Origin of the sequence: Pseudoalteromonas sp. PAR1 (assembly GCF_947311895.1) — a bacterium.
GTDB classification, from domain to species: domain Bacteria; phylum Pseudomonadota; class Gammaproteobacteria; order Enterobacterales; family Alteromonadaceae; genus Pseudoalteromonas; species Pseudoalteromonas lipolytica_C.
The window spans coordinates 38,714-54,003 of the sequence record NZ_CAMZMY010000028.1; the positions used below are offsets into that span (position 1 = coordinate 38,714).

11 protein-coding genes, 1 tRNA gene and 1 pseudogene are annotated in these 15,290 nt (G+C 40.4%); 7 read left to right on the forward strand and 6 right to left on the reverse strand.

Annotated features, from left to right (window positions below):
• Positions 1 to 32 precede the first annotated feature (32 nt).
• Positions 33 to 1,097: a potassium channel family protein gene (locus tag QL229_RS18200; protein ID WP_135923204.1), complete on the reverse strand. Its 1,065-nt coding sequence runs from the start codon at positions 1,095 to 1,097 to the stop codon at positions 33 to 35.
• 144 nt (positions 1,098 to 1,241) lie between these two features.
• Here QL229_RS18200 and QL229_RS18205 point away from each other — a divergent pair, with 144 nt between their 5' ends.
• The 4 genes from QL229_RS18205 to QL229_RS18220 all read left to right on the forward strand — a co-directional run bounded on the left by QL229_RS18205 (position 1,242) and on the right by QL229_RS18220 (position 4,955).
• Positions 1,242 to 2,195 carry a chemotaxis protein CheV gene (locus QL229_RS18205; RefSeq protein WP_281547262.1) on the forward strand — a complete coding sequence of 318 codons (954 nt, stop codon included), beginning with the start codon at positions 1,242 to 1,244 and terminating at the stop codon, positions 2,193 to 2,195.
• 114 nt (positions 2,196 to 2,309) lie between these two features.
• On the forward strand, positions 2,310 to 3,620 hold the full coding sequence (locus QL229_RS18210) for a short-chain fatty acid transporter (RefSeq protein WP_281547263.1): 1,311 nt from the start codon (positions 2,310 to 2,312) through the stop codon (positions 3,618 to 3,620).
• A 99-nt stretch (positions 3,621 to 3,719) separates the two neighbouring features.
• Positions 3,720 to 4,259 (forward strand): hypothetical protein, encoded by a 540-nt coding sequence (locus tag QL229_RS18215; RefSeq protein WP_281547264.1) that lies wholly within the window; start codon positions 3,720 to 3,722, stop codon positions 4,257 to 4,259.
• Between the two features lie 171 nt (positions 4,260 to 4,430).
• A complete protein-coding gene (locus QL229_RS18220) occupies positions 4,431 to 4,955 on the forward strand; it encodes a hypothetical protein (RefSeq protein ID WP_281547265.1) in 525 nt (174 codons plus the stop codon).
• Between the two features lie 172 nt (positions 4,956 to 5,127).
• On the opposite strand, the gene QL229_RS18225 is transcribed toward QL229_RS18220, so the two are convergent.
• The gene (locus QL229_RS18225; RefSeq protein WP_281547266.1) at positions 5,128 to 6,144 is read right to left on the reverse strand and encodes a site-2 protease family protein; all 1,017 of its coding nucleotides are present in this window, start codon (positions 6,142 to 6,144) and stop codon (positions 5,128 to 5,130) included.
• A 177-nt stretch (positions 6,145 to 6,321) separates the two neighbouring features.
• Between QL229_RS18225 and QL229_RS18230 the strand changes: the two genes are divergently transcribed.
• Complete coding sequence (locus tag QL229_RS18230) at positions 6,322 to 7,542, forward strand: EAL domain-containing response regulator (RefSeq protein ID WP_135926214.1); 1,221 nt, start codon at positions 6,322 to 6,324, stop codon at positions 7,540 to 7,542.
• Here the strand turns inward: QL229_RS18230 and QL229_RS18235 are convergent.
• On the reverse strand, positions 7,539 to 8,603 hold the full coding sequence (locus tag QL229_RS18235) for a hemolysin family protein (RefSeq protein ID WP_135923198.1): 1,065 nt from the start codon (positions 8,601 to 8,603) through the stop codon (positions 7,539 to 7,541). The genes QL229_RS18230 and QL229_RS18235 overlap by 4 nt on opposite strands.
• A gap of 144 nt (positions 8,604 to 8,747) precedes the next feature.
• Here QL229_RS18235 and QL229_RS18240 point away from each other — a divergent pair.
• Both QL229_RS18240 and QL229_RS18245 read left to right on the forward strand, forming a co-directional pair.
• Positions 8,748 to 11,242, forward strand: a pseudogene (locus QL229_RS18240) (S9 family peptidase).
• A 165-nt stretch (positions 11,243 to 11,407) separates the two neighbouring features.
• On the forward strand, positions 11,408 to 12,112 hold the full coding sequence (locus QL229_RS18245; RefSeq protein ID WP_135923196.1) for a response regulator transcription factor: 705 nt from the start codon (positions 11,408 to 11,410) through the stop codon (positions 12,110 to 12,112).
• 8 nt (positions 12,113 to 12,120) lie between these two features.
• Here QL229_RS18245 and QL229_RS18250 read toward each other — a convergent pair whose 3' ends face one another.
• The 3 genes from QL229_RS18250 to QL229_RS18260 form a co-directional block, all read right to left on the reverse strand.
• The gene (locus tag QL229_RS18250) at positions 12,121 to 13,632 is read right to left on the reverse strand and encodes a YifB family Mg chelatase-like AAA ATPase (protein ID WP_135923195.1); all 1,512 of its coding nucleotides are present in this window, start codon (positions 13,630 to 13,632) and stop codon (positions 12,121 to 12,123) included.
• A 38-nt stretch (positions 13,633 to 13,670) separates the two neighbouring features.
• Positions 13,671 to 14,285, reverse strand: coding sequence for a trimeric intracellular cation channel family protein (locus QL229_RS18255; protein WP_135923194.1), 615 nt, complete (start codon positions 14,283 to 14,285; stop codon positions 13,671 to 13,673).
• 789 nt (positions 14,286 to 15,074) lie between these two features.
• Positions 15,075 to 15,151 (reverse strand) — tRNA-Met (locus QL229_RS18260).
• Positions 15,152 to 15,290 lie beyond the last annotated feature (139 nt).

The window sequence follows — 15,290 nt, forward strand, 5'->3', positions numbered from 1 at the left end:
CGCTTAATTAAAAGTATTATTGCGGATTGGTACTATACCAACGCTGACCAATCAACTTCGTCACTCAAAACACGCTCCGCAGCAATATAATGCAAAATATCTCCTTCACTGACTACATAGTCAAGTGGCGGATTTAAATCCATGTTTTTTGCACTTAAATTATGTGCTACACCCAGTAATATAGCATCGTGGCTGTATTTAAAGTGATGAAACAGCTTGCCAAACTCCATTGCTTGCACGCCTTTTGGAATAGGCAAACTAAACTGAGTATCACCATGAAGTGTTGATAACAACTCTTCTTGCACACGGCTCGAACCCGGATCTTGCATTGAACGCACTAAGATTTCGGCTGACTTGGCACTACTGCATTCAACATTATGGCAAAGCTCATGTAGCATTTCGATTTTGGTTTCGTCAGTAAAATGCGCGCTAATATGACAATCCTTATTTACCAACTTACTTATGCGCAGTGCCGTAGTAAACGTTTGGTCATCATCTTGGCCATCAATAATAATTTTATCGGCGCGTTCAATTGCGATTCTTTGCAACTCATCTAAGTCGGTAAAGCTACTTAGGCGTGCAAAATCAACCATCGGATTTGTTAAAAATGGATGCTCCATTTGTTCAGTAACTGCCAATAGAATACGACGATCTAAGCGTTTTTGATCGGCTAGAATATAGTCAACCATCTTCTTAGTACGAGTATCGTGCCAACCAAAAATAATAATGTGATTGTTTATATGTGCGAAGCTTTTATCACCCGTCATAGCGCGCCTGATTAAGTAAGTTACTGTTTGCCCTGTTTTTCCTAACAGAACGCCAAATAATGCTAAACCAAAAGGTATTTGTAGTAATGCAACAATCCAGCGGCCAAGCTCAGTACTGGCACTAAAATCGCCATAGCCAACTGTTGATGTTGTTACAACATAATAATAAACGTAGGTACTTAGTGGTGTTAAAGCTTGCTCTCCTGCAAGCATAAGCAGCCACCATATAAGTAGCATATGCAAAAGCGTGGTAACCACCACAGCCTGCCAACTTACTTGATCAATATGACTGCGGATAAGTACCACTATACGATTTAATAAATAGTGCATAATCCTTGCAATTTACAGTGGTGGAAATTAACGATACGGTACTGGAATGCTTGCTCTTTGGCAACAGATTGAAATTACTAATGCATGTCGATGAAAAATAATAGTAGACTATAATATCTCTGTATTAGTTGTTTTGGGTGAAATATGTCAGGTGTTCTTGCTTCAGTTGATAAGCGTACGCAACTAGTCGGTGAAAACCGCTTAGAGCTTTTACTATTTTACCTTCACAGTCGCCACTTATTTGCTCTTAATGTTTTTAAAGTAAAAGAAGTCGTTAAACTGCCTCATATCAGCAAAATTCCTCACGCACACCCGAAAGTGTCAGGTGTAGTTGATATTCGCGGTGAGTCAATTCCTGTGATTGATTTACGGAGAGCGATTAACATGCCTGAAGCTAAACACATTGAAGATACAAACCTCGTTATCACTGAATACAATCGTACCGTACAAGGCTTTTTAATTGGCAAGGTTGATCAAATCATTAATATGACATGGTCTGATATTATGCCGCCACCAACTGCGATTGGTAAAAATCATTATCTAACAGCCTTAACGAAGGTGAAACGCGATGGCCAAGAGCAACTGGTTGAAATAATAGATGTAGAAAAAGTGCTCGCCGAAATCGTTGAGTACGAAGTACATATTTCTGATGATATTCTTGATAAGAGCATCGTGAACGAATTTGCAGGCCGCAAAATTCTTCATGCTGATGATTCACCAACGGCTCGTAAACAAGTAAGCGATACTTTATCGCAACTCGGCATCGAAATTATTCCTGCTCGTAACGGACTCGAAGCACTCGAAATGTTAAAAGGCTGGGCTGATCAGGGCAAAGATGTCGAAAAAGAATTACTTATGGTGATCACCGATGCAGAAATGCCAGCAATGGATGGCTACCGTTTAACCCACGAAATTCGTAACGACAGCCGAATGAAGAACTTACACATCGTGCTTAACACATCACTCAGTGGTAGCTTTAACCAAGCCCTGGTTGAGAAGGTTGGTTGTAATGCCTTTTTATCTAAGTTCCAGCCAATACTTTTAGTGGAAGAAGTTCAAGCCCGCTTAAAAGCCGTGCTAGAACAAGATGCTCAGTAATCGTTTTTAACATTTATTTTATTGATATAAGCTAAAGCAACGACGTCGCAATTTGCCAATCATCGTTATTCATGATTTATTGGCTTTATCGATTCGACGACAACAATAAAAACTATGCTAAATCGCGTTGCCAAACCATTCACTAAACTAGTAGAGCGTTACCTACCCGATCCGTTTGTATTTGTTATATTACTCACCTTGCTGAGCTTTATCGTTGCGAGTCTCTTTACGCCGTCAACGCCCACGCAAGTGCTCGCGGCTTGGGGTGGTGGATTTTGGAACCTATTACAATTTGCCATGCAAATGCTGCTAGTACTGCTAACGGGCTATATGCTAGCAAGCACTCCCGTTATGCGCAGTATACTCAATAAACTTGCGACATTAGCAAATACTCCAGCCAAAGCAATTATACTCGTGACGCTCGTTTCTTTATTAGCGAGCTGGCTAAACTGGGGCTTTGGCTTAGTCATAGGCGCTTTGTTCGCCAAAGCAATTGCAAAACAAACCCGTGTTGATTACCGTTTATTGGTTGCCAGTGCCTATTCAGGCTTTATTGTTTGGCATGGCGGCTTAGCCGGTTCAGTGCCGCTGACAATCGCGACCGACGGCCACTTTGCAGAGCAAAGTATTGGTGTAATTGGCACCGAAAACACGATCTTTTCGGCATTTAATATCGCTATTGTTGTGGGCTTGTTTATTATCATGCCGCTGGTAAATCGCTACATGCTGCCAAACGAGAAAGACAGCGTCTATGTTGACCCCGCAAAGCTTGATGATGAAACTAAGCAAATAGCAACACCTACCCGCCCTGCCGAAGTAATAGAGCATAGTCGTTTATTAGGAATGGGGATAGGTGCCGTTGGCCTTGCCTATTTATTCTATTATTTTGTGCTAAGCGGAGGCGGCTTAAATTTAAATAGTGTGATCGCTATTTTCTTATTTAGCGCAATTTTACTGCATCAAACACCACATAATTTACTTCGAAGCTTACAGCAAGCAATCCCCAGCGGCGCTGGTATTGTGATTCAATTTCCGTTTTATGCCGGGATCATGGCGATTATGGTAAAAACGGGACTTGCTCAACAAATCTCTGAAGGATTTATTGCCATTGCAACAGCCGAAACGCTGCCTTTTTGGAGTTTTTTAAGTGCCGGGTTTGTGAATATCTTTGTGCCATCAGGCGGCGGCCAATGGGCAGTGCAAGCGCCGATTGTCATTCCTGCAGCACAAACACTTGGCGCTGATATGCCACGTGTTGCTATGGCTGTCGCATGGGGCGATGCCTGGACTAACCTAATTCAGCCGTTCTGGGCACTCCCCGTGCTTGCTATTGCCGGCTTAAAAGCAAAAGACATCATGGGCTTTTGCCTTGTGCAGCTGATCATCACCGGCGTGTTTATATCGTTAATGCTGAGTTTTTATTAATAACAGTCCCTTATTCAGAGCTATATTACGTATTGACTATCCATGTAAACTAAGCAAAACTAGGTACAAGGTTAGTAAATCAATTTAAAAGGAACTTAAATGAATATTAGCGAACTACCTTATTCCTTACCAAAAACACCTAAAGCGCAATGCCAATATCTTGCTCGTATATGTTCTATTAGTTTACACAAGCTAAGTAACAACCACCAAGAAGAATCTGAAGCAATAGCAAGCGTGATTATTTATAGGCACTTAAACAGTAATCAAAAAATAGAAGCCATGCGCTTAATTCAAACCCTAAACAACAAGCCATTAATGGCTAAATTAATCGAAAAAGTAACAGATGTCATTGTTAATCCCCAATGGGGAATTTGGTCGCTATCCAATACAGAACTGTTAAAAGACCAAAAATTTCACGATATGGTAAATTCATATGCTGGAATTCTAGGTGCTTCAATTTCTGCTGCAAGCGCTAAAGAATTGGCATCGACAATATGGAAAACTAAAAAAGTGTCTAAGGGTGGTTGGATTACTATCGTTATGTGGGGCTCTTTATATTTCAATGCCACAGAGTTGAACAAGGCAAACCAAGAAATATCTAATAGGAGTAAACTTTTAGATTCAGTGCACTACAACTAATGAAGATTATACTTCCTATTTCTGTATATCTAATAAACTTTGTAGGTTGCATACTAGTTTATAGCTATGCAACCAGTTTCCATAAAGATATTATTTTTTATATTATCCTTTTTTTAGCAAATGCCCAAGGGATTTACTACGGGTACAAACTTTCTAAAATTAAGAATGAAGATGAAAAAAATTAAAATATTATTTTTATATTTATTAATTTTTCAATTTAATTTAGCTTATGGGTCACAAACAGATAGATGTAATGCTGATAACCTTGGGTTTTCTTTCAACTCATCTTTTAACGAAGATATGTTCGATAGAAAAGAAATGAAAAGAAATATCTCAGTCGAAGATAAAAATTTTGCATGGGCTTTTTCATTTTCAGAGTTATCCCAAGACAGTATTTTACGAAACATCAATGGTACTGAAAAGTCTATAGATGAAATAGTTTACATCAACTTTAGTAAATTTTTAAAAAGTGAATTATTTCTCACGATTGAGAATGAAAAATTAGTTAAAGATAAATACATGGAAATTAAAACAAGTTTTGAAAATAAAAATAGGGTTATATTTTTTATAAAACTAAATAAATACAGAAAAAAAGAGTACTTAACTAAATTAATTATTACAGCTAAGAATAGCCTACCACTCAGTGAGGATGACTATAAAAAAGTAGATAGCTTTTTTAACTTTTGTGTTTTTTGATATGAAAGCTATAGCCTAATTAGAATAGGCTATAGCTAAACTAACTATTCCTTGATTAAAACATTTTCTCTTACTTTTATATGGATGTTGTAAGCTAACCTGACTTCAAAAATTACTTTTACTAAGTAGCCACTTCCCTAAAAAAGTACTCAAAAATATCCGTATTTAATACTTAATTCGATAAAATCTTCATTGGCAAGCTAAGGATTGCGCTTTCTGAATCAGCAAAATGCATCATTACTGCAACGTGGCCTGCAACAACCAATGCGTACATGACCGCTGAAAAACCTTGCCCGTAAGTATCAAGAGGGATTAAATGTGAATAATGACGACCACGCCATTCAAATACAATTTCAAGCGCGCCAACAAACAAGAAGAACACGAGGAGCATTAAACCGAAGGTATAGCTCAACCATAAACCAAATAACACGCCTAATAAGCACACGCTTAAGCCGACCCAAGAACGCATCGAAAAACTAATGCTTTTTAGTACATGACCCCCATCTAAAGGCAAAATAGGTAACAAGTTAAATAGGTTTAACAGTGCACTGAGTACTGCCACACCGGCGAATATTTCCATTTCAGTGGCGTAGTAAAGCACTACTCCGAATACTGAGGTAATTAAGCCAAATGCAGGCCCCATTAGAGAGATCACCACGTCTTGCCAACGGGTGGTAATTTTATCGTCGGAAACGGCCAAGCCACCGACAAACGGAATAAGATAAATACCTTTAGTTTTAATGCCAAAATATTTCATAGCGCGCACATGACCATATTCATGCACAACCAAGCAAGCAATTAACATCAAAGCAAATTCAATAGAAAAAAGCCATGCGTAACCAGCAACTGATGCACCCGCTAAAGCAGCTTTCACTACTTTTGCACTTTTAAATAATTTAAAGCCCAGTGCTAGCAGGCCAATAATGCCGCGTTTTGGTTCAGCGTCTTCTACCGCAGGAAGTGCAAGTTCACTAACTAATTGCTGATTAACATAAATAGCTAAGCTTTTTTCATGCACTTTGCTGGTATCTAAGCTAATTTTTTGTCCTTGAAAATCAAATTCATACTTATTCTGAGTCGGGTTATCAAATGCAATAGCTTGCTGTTGATGGAATAACTGTATTAATTGCGAGCCGTGCAAATGCAAAGTGAAGGTTTCATTTGCTAAGCTCAACTGAAGTCTTGCCATAATCTGTAAAAATACTAGATAAGAGTGCGGCTATTATACGTAGGACAAAATAAATTACGAGAGAGAGGCTTCTACAATTTAAATTACTCTTCCCAGCACACAAACAACCAAAAAACATGACTAACTAATATTTATCTACTACTTTTAAGTAATAGTGTTCTCGTTCAAGGAGTGAATATAGTGAAGTCAAATAGGCATATTCTCGTAGTCGATGACTCCAAAGCGATTCTTATTGTTATGCAGGCTATTTTGAATGAGCTGGAAATTAGCCATGTCACTACCTGCCTAAGTGCAGAAGAAGCTCTAGAAAAAGTAAAAAAAGCGCCTCACTTCTTTGATGCTATCTTTACTGATCTAAAAATGCCCGATATGGATGGTATGGAATTGATCCGTCATTTAGGCGCAATGAAATACCATGGTGCTATTGCGATCATTTCTGAAATGGATCCCAAAGTAATTGATTTAGCAGCTGATATTGCCCGTAAAAATAATGCCCATCTGATTGGTAATATATCTAAGCCCGTGCAGTTGAATCAGGTTTATTTGTTGCTGCAAAAACTTGAGCATTTTTCATTTCACGTAGAGCGGACAAAATCCCCTATTTCTGAGTCGCTGTTACTTCATGCGATTAGTCACAACGAAATAATTCCATTTTACCAACCCAAAATTAACCGCCACGATAACCGTGTCGAAAGTATTGAGGTATTAGCGCGAATAAATACAAGTAAAGAAGAGGAAATAATTCTACCTGAGCGATTTATTTGTGTTGCCGAGGATTTAGATTTAATTAACCTTATTACCTTTCAGCTCTTTGAAAAAGCGACCAACGACTTTGCTGAAATCAAAGAACATTTTCATCCTAACCTAAAACTGGCTTTTAATTTATCGCCTTCGCAACTCGAAGACTTAAGCTGCCCAGATAAATTGGCACTAATATTACATTTAAATAACCTCACCCCAGGTGAAGTTATTTTAGAAATAACCGAGCAATACGCCTTACGCACCGCAGCACAGTTAGAATCACTAAACAGATTAAGAATGCGAGGATTTGGTATTTCTCTTGATGACTTTGGCACCGGCTTTACCAACATACAACAATTGAAAACCTTACCATTTACCGAGATTAAAATAGATAAAACGCTGATCAGTAATATTGAAACTGACCAATTTTCTCAAGTCATTGTCAGTAGTCTTGTGAATATTGCTATTCAAGAAGATTTATTTATTGTCGCCGAGGGGATCGAGCGAGTAGAAGAACTCGAATACTTAGACCGCTATAAAGAATTTATCTTAATGCAAGGCTTTTTGTTATGCCGCCCGAAAGCCAAAGAAGATTTTTTAAATTGGTCAATCTCATGGCGGCAAATGGTCAAAACAGCGACCGGGCAGCGTCGCTAAGGCTCCCGTTTGTCATCACTAACAATGGTATTACTTCGTGCTAAGCGCTGTCGCCAACGCTGCTTAGCCACTTTTTGCATATTTGCAGATTGGTCATGTTCATCAACAATCTCCAGCCCCATCAGCGCCTCAATTAAATCTTCTAAGGTCACAATCCCTTGAACATCTCCGTACTCATCAACCACTAAACAAATATGGGTTCGCCCTGACAATAAGGTTTCAAGTAGCGTTGGCACATGCAGGGTCTCTGGCACTGTATAAATTGGTTTAACCAGCTTACTTATCTTATAGTCTTCACCTAAACGATGATACGCCAGCATAATATCGTTTTTATGTACAAAGCCGATAATATCATCACCATTTTTGTCATATACCAGCACCCGAGAGAATGACGATGAGCCATGTTCAGACAAATACTGATTAACAGTTAAATCTTTATGCACTTTAAACAGCACAGTACGCGGCGTCATTATGGTATCTAGCTTAGCGTGGCGAAAACGCAGCAGACTCCTAATAATCTCAGATTCGTCGTGACCAAGTGCCCCTGACTCTGTGCCTATATCAGCCATGGCTTCAATTTCTTGGCGAATATAGTAGGCCTCATCATAATTACGCCCCAAAAAGCGCGTGAGGATATCTGCAAACCAAACGAAAGGTTTTAAAATGACCACCAACCAAATAAGGCTAATGCTGACGATAGGTGTTAGACCACGCCAATAATTTGCACCCAGTGTTTTCGGAATGATTTCAGAAAGTACAAGAACCAATAAGGTCATAATTGCCGAGGCTATTCCAACAGCAGCATCTGAAAAAACCACTGCAGCTTGTGCACCAACACCTGCAGCACCAGCTGTATGCGCAATTGTATTAAGCGTTAAAATAGCCGCGAGCGGTTGGTCTATATTATCTTTTAGCTTAGCAACGCGTTTTGCTAATGCAGGTTGCTGCTTCCTTAACATAGCAACATAGCTTGGCGTTATACTTAATAACACCGCTTCCATTACCGAGCATAAAAAAGAGACGGTAATAGCAACCAACATATAAACAAGTAAAAGTGTCACTGTGCATCCTCATTGTTCATCTAAGCGCCCACCATATCAACAGATAACTGGAACCTCAAACCCATCAGCATTCTAACGCAGAGCTCTTTTTGCTAGTTTTTCTGCGTGCTATATTGCTAAAACTTACCTTCAACAGGCGAAACTATGACATTTACAACCACTTGGCTGAACAAAAAAACTCAGCTAAAAACCACGCTTAGCGCACTTGTACTTTGTTCTCTAAGTTCAACAGCTATGGCAGATGCTATTGAACGTTCAGCAATTCAGTTTATTGGCCCTCTTAGCGATGATATGCAATTAAAGCCTTATCAAACCGAACATCGTGACGCTATTATTGCCAACTTAGTACCAAGCTTACAAAAAAATAACGACAATATTCGTATTTTTGGCGACGAGATAAAGTGGCAATCATTCGACAAAGTTAGCGCCCTTACATTAGGTGGCCTGCAAGCACTAAAATTTACTGCATCAACCGAGCGCTTTAGCCAAGGCTCGTTGACCCTTAAAGGCATTGAAAACGCACAGCTGTTTATCGATGGTGAAAAGCAAACAGAAAAAATAACAGCTATGAGTTAGCTTTAAGCCAAGGCGATCACCAATTTGTTATCATCACTGAGCAAGTAGCAAACTGGAATGAAGTTGAGCTTGATTTTACTGCTAAGTCTGAACTAGATACTGTGCAATTTAGTTCTAAACAACAACATGGCTTGTCTGCAAAACAGTTATTCGATGCGCCAACGGTAAGTTATATTTCAATGGCGCCAAATGGCAATTACTTTATTACTAGCCAACGTCATTACGAAGATGCAACGGCTAATCAAGCGCAATACGTGACTGAGCTTAAAGACGCAAAAAACAATACTCTTTATCGCTTTGAGTCAGCCCTACCGAGCAATATTACTTGGAGCCCTGATAGCACAAATTTAGTGTATCTATTAAATGGTGAGCTTAAGCGTTTAAATCTAAAAACGATGCAACTTAGCGTGATTGCTAAAAACCTTTCTGGTGCAAGTGGCTTTCAATATTTTGATAACAACAGCTTAATTTTTAGCTGGTCAAAATCACCAACAGACAATGGCAAGCTCACTAAACATTATCAAGGCCTGCAAGACCGTTGGTCTTATGCTCGTACAACATCACAAATATACTTGCTTGATATCACAACTGGTCTTAGCAAAATTTTAAGCCAAGGCCCACTTAGCCATTCACTTGAAGATTTTGATGCCAAAAACGGTCACGTATTAATGAGTCGCTCAGCACAAGCAATGCAGCTATCACCACAGCCTGCAACAGAGCTTGTTGAGCTAAACCTAGCTACATCGGCTATCACGGTGCTTGGTCAATTTAATACCTTTAATCAGGCTAAATATACTGATGACGGTATTTATGTCACTGCTGGCCCAGATTTTAATAATGGCTTAGGCCGAAACCTTCCTGAAGGCATGCTGGCTAATAACTATGATGGTCAACTTTACTTACTCAGCCGCGACGGTAAAAAAGCAACCGCTTTAAGTAAAGAGTTTAACCCGGCTATCGGCCAGTTAAATGTACTAGAAAACGGTGATGCACTTATTAAAGTCACCGAGCAAGATACCGTACAACTTTATCAATACGACTTAAGCAAAAAGCGTTTCAATAAAGTAAATACAGGCTTTGATGTTGTTGAGCAATTTAGTTACTCAAACGAACGCAATCCAAGCATTTTAGTGACTGGCACTACAGCGTCAACACCACAGCAACTTAAGCAGCTCAACTTAGGCAAGAGCCGTGCTAAAGTCGTGTGGGATTCAAAGCCAATTGGCTATGAAAATACCCAAGTAGCCTCACTTGAAGAATTTAACTTCACTAATAAAGATGGCATTGAAATTAAGGGGCGTGTTTATTTACCTCATGATTTAGATAGCAAAAAACAATACCCTGCACTGGTTTATTATTACGGTGGCACATCACCAGTAACACGTGGCTTTACAGGTCGTTACCCATTTAACTTATGGGCAGAGCACGGCTATGTTGTTTACGTAATACAACCAACAGGCGCGACTGGCTTTGGCCAAGAGTTTTCGGCTAAACATGTAAATGCATGGGGTGAGTACACAGCTAATGACATTATTGACGGCACAAAAGCCTTTTTGGATAAATATAGCTATGTAGATAGTAAGCGTGTTGGCAACTTGGGCGCGTCTTACGGTGGCTTCATGACCATGCTACTAGCAACTAAAACAGATATGTTCAGTGCATCTATAGCTCATGCGGGGATCTCAAATATCACCTCGTACTGGGGTCAAGGTTGGTGGGGTTATTTATATTCAGCTGAGGCATCAAAAAATAGCTACCCTTGGAACAACCCTACACTTTATAGCCAACATAGTCCGGTGTTTCATGCTGATAAAGTAACCACTCCGCTATTACTCCTTCATGGTGATTCAGATACCAACGTACCGGTTGGTGAAAGTCACAACATGTACACGGCATTAAAGCTACTCGGTAAAGATGTTGACCTAATCGAATACAAAGGAGCAGATCACCAAATTTTTGCGCGTGATAAACGCTTTGACTGGTGGAACACCATGCTGGCGTATTTCGATAAAAACTTAAAAGATCAGCCGCAGTGGTGGCAATATCTTTATCCTGAAAAATAGTTTAATCACTTGGCTGAGCACTGCACGAGTGCTCAGCTTTCACCCTTTTCAACTATCGCTAAGCCATTAAATTGTAAGAAATAGTTACAAACCTCGCCATTACACTTCTCAGCCTTCGCCATACAGTGCTAACATAACAACAAATCAAGTGTGAAATTAAAGCGAATGACTATTCAAGTTTTATTGGTTGAAGACGACGAACTGCTCGTTAAACGCATTCTTAACCACTTTAAAGAAACTGAGTTTAACATTGAGATAGATTCAACAGGTGCTGATGCATTGAGCATAGTGCAATCTCGTGCAGCTTCTTCACAAGCTATTTCTTTAGCAGTTATCGACATTGTGCTACCTAAGCGCGATGGGTTATTGCTTGCCAAAGAACTAAATGCTCTGACTGATATTGGGGTCATTGTTTTATCAAGCCGAGATTCGCAAGCTGACCGTATCGCAGGCCTTGCGCAAGGAGCCGATGATTATATTTGCAAACCAGTGGATTTACTCGAGCTAGAACTTAGAATGCGCGCACTGTATAAACGCCTTAAGAGCTCTCAAACAAACGACGAAAGCGAAGAGTTTATTGAGTACGCCAACTTTAAATTACACCCTGATAATCGCACGCTGATCACACCCAGCGGCGAAGAGTCACGCCTGACTGAAGCAGAACATAAAGTTTTAATCTGCTTAATTGGTAATGCAGGTAAAGCTACATCAAGAGAAAAGATTTCCGAAGAAATTGGCCAGCCTGATTGGAGTCCAAGCGATCGTACCGTTGATGTATTAATTGGTCGCCTTCGTAAAAAGCTCAGCGATGAAAAAGATCAAAAACGCATTGTCACCGTGCGCGGTAAAGGCTACATGCTTTCAATCTAATTCGTTTTCTAGTACTGCGTTAACTGACTTATTAGTCGTTCAAACGCACGGTAATTTAGCGCTTCTTTTAATTCATTTAAGGTAATTGTTGGCTGGGCTTTTAAGTCGCTTAAAGTTCGGGCCACTTTGATAATACGATGATAAGAACGCGGTGACAGCGCCAGTTTCTCACTGGCTTTAGCCAAAAACTGCAACTCAGCGGCTCCTAGCTCACAATAACGCGCCATTTCTCTATTACTTAACCTGGCATTCACCTTACCCTGCCGATTAAGCTGTATAGCATACGCGCGCTCTACACGCTGGCGCACTTGATCACTGCTTTCTTCTGCTTGGGTGCTCTGCAATTGGCTACTTGTAAGCCGCGGTAACTCTATTTGCAAATCAATCCTATCGATAAATGGCCCAGACACCCGAGATAAGTATCGCAAGACTTGGTCTGGCGTTGCACGTTTATCGGTATGACTCCCTGTCGGACTAGGATTTAATGCGGCGATTAGCTGAAACTGCGATGGGAACTCCATTTGCCTTGCCGCTCGAGATATTGTCACTACACCTGTTTCCATTGGTTCACGCAGTGAGTCGAGAACTTTACGCTCAAATTCAGGTAATTCATCTAAAAACAACACGCCATTGTGTGCCAATGATATTTCACCGGGCTTCGGATTTGATGACCCTCCCACCAGCGCTACCGCAGAGCAAGTGTGGTGTGGATTTCGAAATGGTCGCTCGCGCCAATTTGATAGATCTACCGATTGACCTATAATCGAATATAATGCTGCGGTACTAATGGCTTCTTCGTCAGACATGGTAGGCATAATCGTCGGCATACGCTGTGCGAGCATTGATTTTCCTGTACCAGGGGGGCCAAGAAAAAGTAAGTTATGTCCACCAGCGGCAGCGATTTCTAACACTCTTTTTGCGCCGGGCTGCCCTTTCACATCACTTAGATCAAGTAGCGACTCTCGGTTTGGCTGCTGCTCTGGGTAGTGGATATTCAAAGGCAGAGGTTGTTGATTTAGTAAGTCGTTCCAGACATCTTGTAATGAATAAACCGCTTTTCGTGATACGCCAGAAACTAAACTAGCTAAGTTATCGTTTTCGACAGGTAAAAAGCAACAGCGCCCTTGCTCTTTAGCACCCAACACTGAAGGTAAGATAGCATTCACACCTCTTACTTCACCGTTTAAGGCAAGTTCACCATAAAATTCATAACGATGTATGTCGTTGCAGGTGATCTGTCCAGAAGCGACTAGAATCCCTACTGCTATGGCTAAGTCAAATCGCCCGCCATCTTTTGGTAAATCAGCGGGCGCAAGATTAACGGTTATACGTTGATCAGGAAAGCCAAACTGCGAGTTTTCGAGCGCGCTGCGTACACGGTCTTTGGCTTCTTTTACTGAGGCCTCAGGAAGACCAACAATATGAAACGCTGGCAATCCATTACCTAAATGCACTTCAACAATCACTTCAGGAGCTTGCACGCCAACCTGAGCACGAGAAAAAATTCGGGCTAAAGACACGATCCGATATGTCCCTATAGTTCATCCATGAATACAGTTTAGTCAGGATATTTAAAAACATGCAACGTTAAATGCCACCTCATTGCAGCTAAGCGAAGCATCAGTGTCATTAACATTGCCATAATCATGGCAAGCTCAGTGACTAAACCTAAGGAAATACTTACTGTGTAAACAATACCACCGGCGATACATGTTATCGCATACAGCTCGCCTTTTAACAGCATGGGTATGTTGCCTGCTAATACATCGCGAATGACTCCGCCAAAACATGCCGTGATAACCCCCATAATAATCGAAGTCGTATCTGGCATACCGGCAAGCATTGCTTTTTGAGCCCCCATAACAGCAAAAAACGCGAGTCCAAATGCATCTGCAATCTGTAGTGCACTTAGCGAAATAGAGCGCTGTTTGTTTATTAAACGCGTAGTGATAAATACCGAGAGTAAAATAGCCCAAAAATAGCTTTGATCATGCAGCCAAAAAACAGGAATGTCTAAAATAACGTCGCGGACTGTGCCGCCACCAATTGCAGTAACAGTGGCTAATACGACAACACCAAAGCCATCCATCTTTTTATCATATGCCAGTAGCGTCCCTGAGACCGCAAACACGGCTACGCCAAATAAATCAAACCAATGGTAAAGTTCAGTCATGTTTGTAGCTAAAAAGTAATATTACTGACGTTGTAACATAAACCTTTCTATCTTTTAAGCGAAGATTCATTACTCGCACTAAGCCACTAGCATAGTAAAGAAAAGCAACTGAATACTCAGCTGCCAAAACTCAAAGGAAGGAAAGCTGAACTGTAAGAGGTTAGGATCTCAGTGATGCTTTAACCATAGCTGTTATTGAGCCATGTTTGCCCGTCAAATACTTACACAAGAGATCCTATCAAGGTACAGCCTAAAGCCATACTTTAAGATTAGTTCAGTCAGTTCTGATATGTAAGTAAATTACGACAAAAAGAATGAAAAATAAGCAAAAAACACTTCTTTTAATTTTAATTATAATAATTTATTACTAAAAGCTAATACATATAAATTAAGTTGATTTTTATAAAGCATTTATCAATTTACGGGTGGATATCAAGCTATCAGGAAGGTGTTAGAAGGATTTAACATTAGCAGTTGATGCAAAGCAACTTTTTGCAGGCACAAAAAAACACGCTTTCGCGTGTCTAGTATTACATATTAATTTTTTAATTTCAGTTGGTTGCGGGAGCTGTGAGTTTTGAGGGCGAACCGACGACCTTCGGGTTGTGAGCCTGAATTTCAGACATAAAAAAACACGCTTTTGCGTGTCTAGTATTACATATTAATTTTTAATTTCAGTTGGTTGCGGGAGCTGTGAATTTTGAGGGCGAACCGACGACCTTCGGGCTCTGAACCTGAATTTCAGGCATAAAAAAACACGCTTTCGCGTGCCTATTATATAATTTCAGTTGGTTGCGGGAGCCGGATTTGAACCGACGACCTTCGGGTTATGAGCCCGACGAGCTACCAGGCTGCTCCATCCCGCGCCTGAAATTGTAGATTTATTTAAAGTTGCTTTACATTACAACTTGACTTCCAATTCATAGAATTGGTTGCGGGAGCCGGATTTGAACCGACGACCTTCGGGTTATGAGCCCGACGAGCTACCAGGCTGCTCCATCCCGC

Coding starts and splice junctions, on each gene's coding strand:
- QL229_RS18255 (WP_135923194.1), bottom strand. CDS start 14,285: ATGACTGAACTTTACCATTGGTTTGATTTATTTGGCGTAGCCGTGTTT.
- QL229_RS18200 (WP_135923204.1), bottom strand. CDS start 1,097: ATGCACTATTTATTAAATCGTATAGTGGTACTTATCCGCAGTCATATT.
- QL229_RS18215 (WP_281547264.1), top strand. CDS start 3,720: ATGAATATTAGCGAACTACCTTATTCCTTACCAAAAACACCTAAAGCG.
- QL229_RS18205 (WP_281547262.1), top strand. CDS start 1,242: ATGTCAGGTGTTCTTGCTTCAGTTGATAAGCGTACGCAACTAGTCGGT.
- QL229_RS18225 (WP_281547266.1), bottom strand. CDS start 6,144: ATGGCAAGACTTCAGTTGAGCTTAGCAAATGAAACCTTCACTTTGCAT.
- QL229_RS18245 (WP_135923196.1), top strand. CDS start 11,408: ATGACTATTCAAGTTTTATTGGTTGAAGACGACGAACTGCTCGTTAAA.
- QL229_RS18210 (WP_281547263.1), top strand. CDS start 2,310: ATGCTAAATCGCGTTGCCAAACCATTCACTAAACTAGTAGAGCGTTAC.
- QL229_RS18220 (WP_281547265.1), top strand. CDS start 4,431: ATGAAAAAAATTAAAATATTATTTTTATATTTATTAATTTTTCAATTT.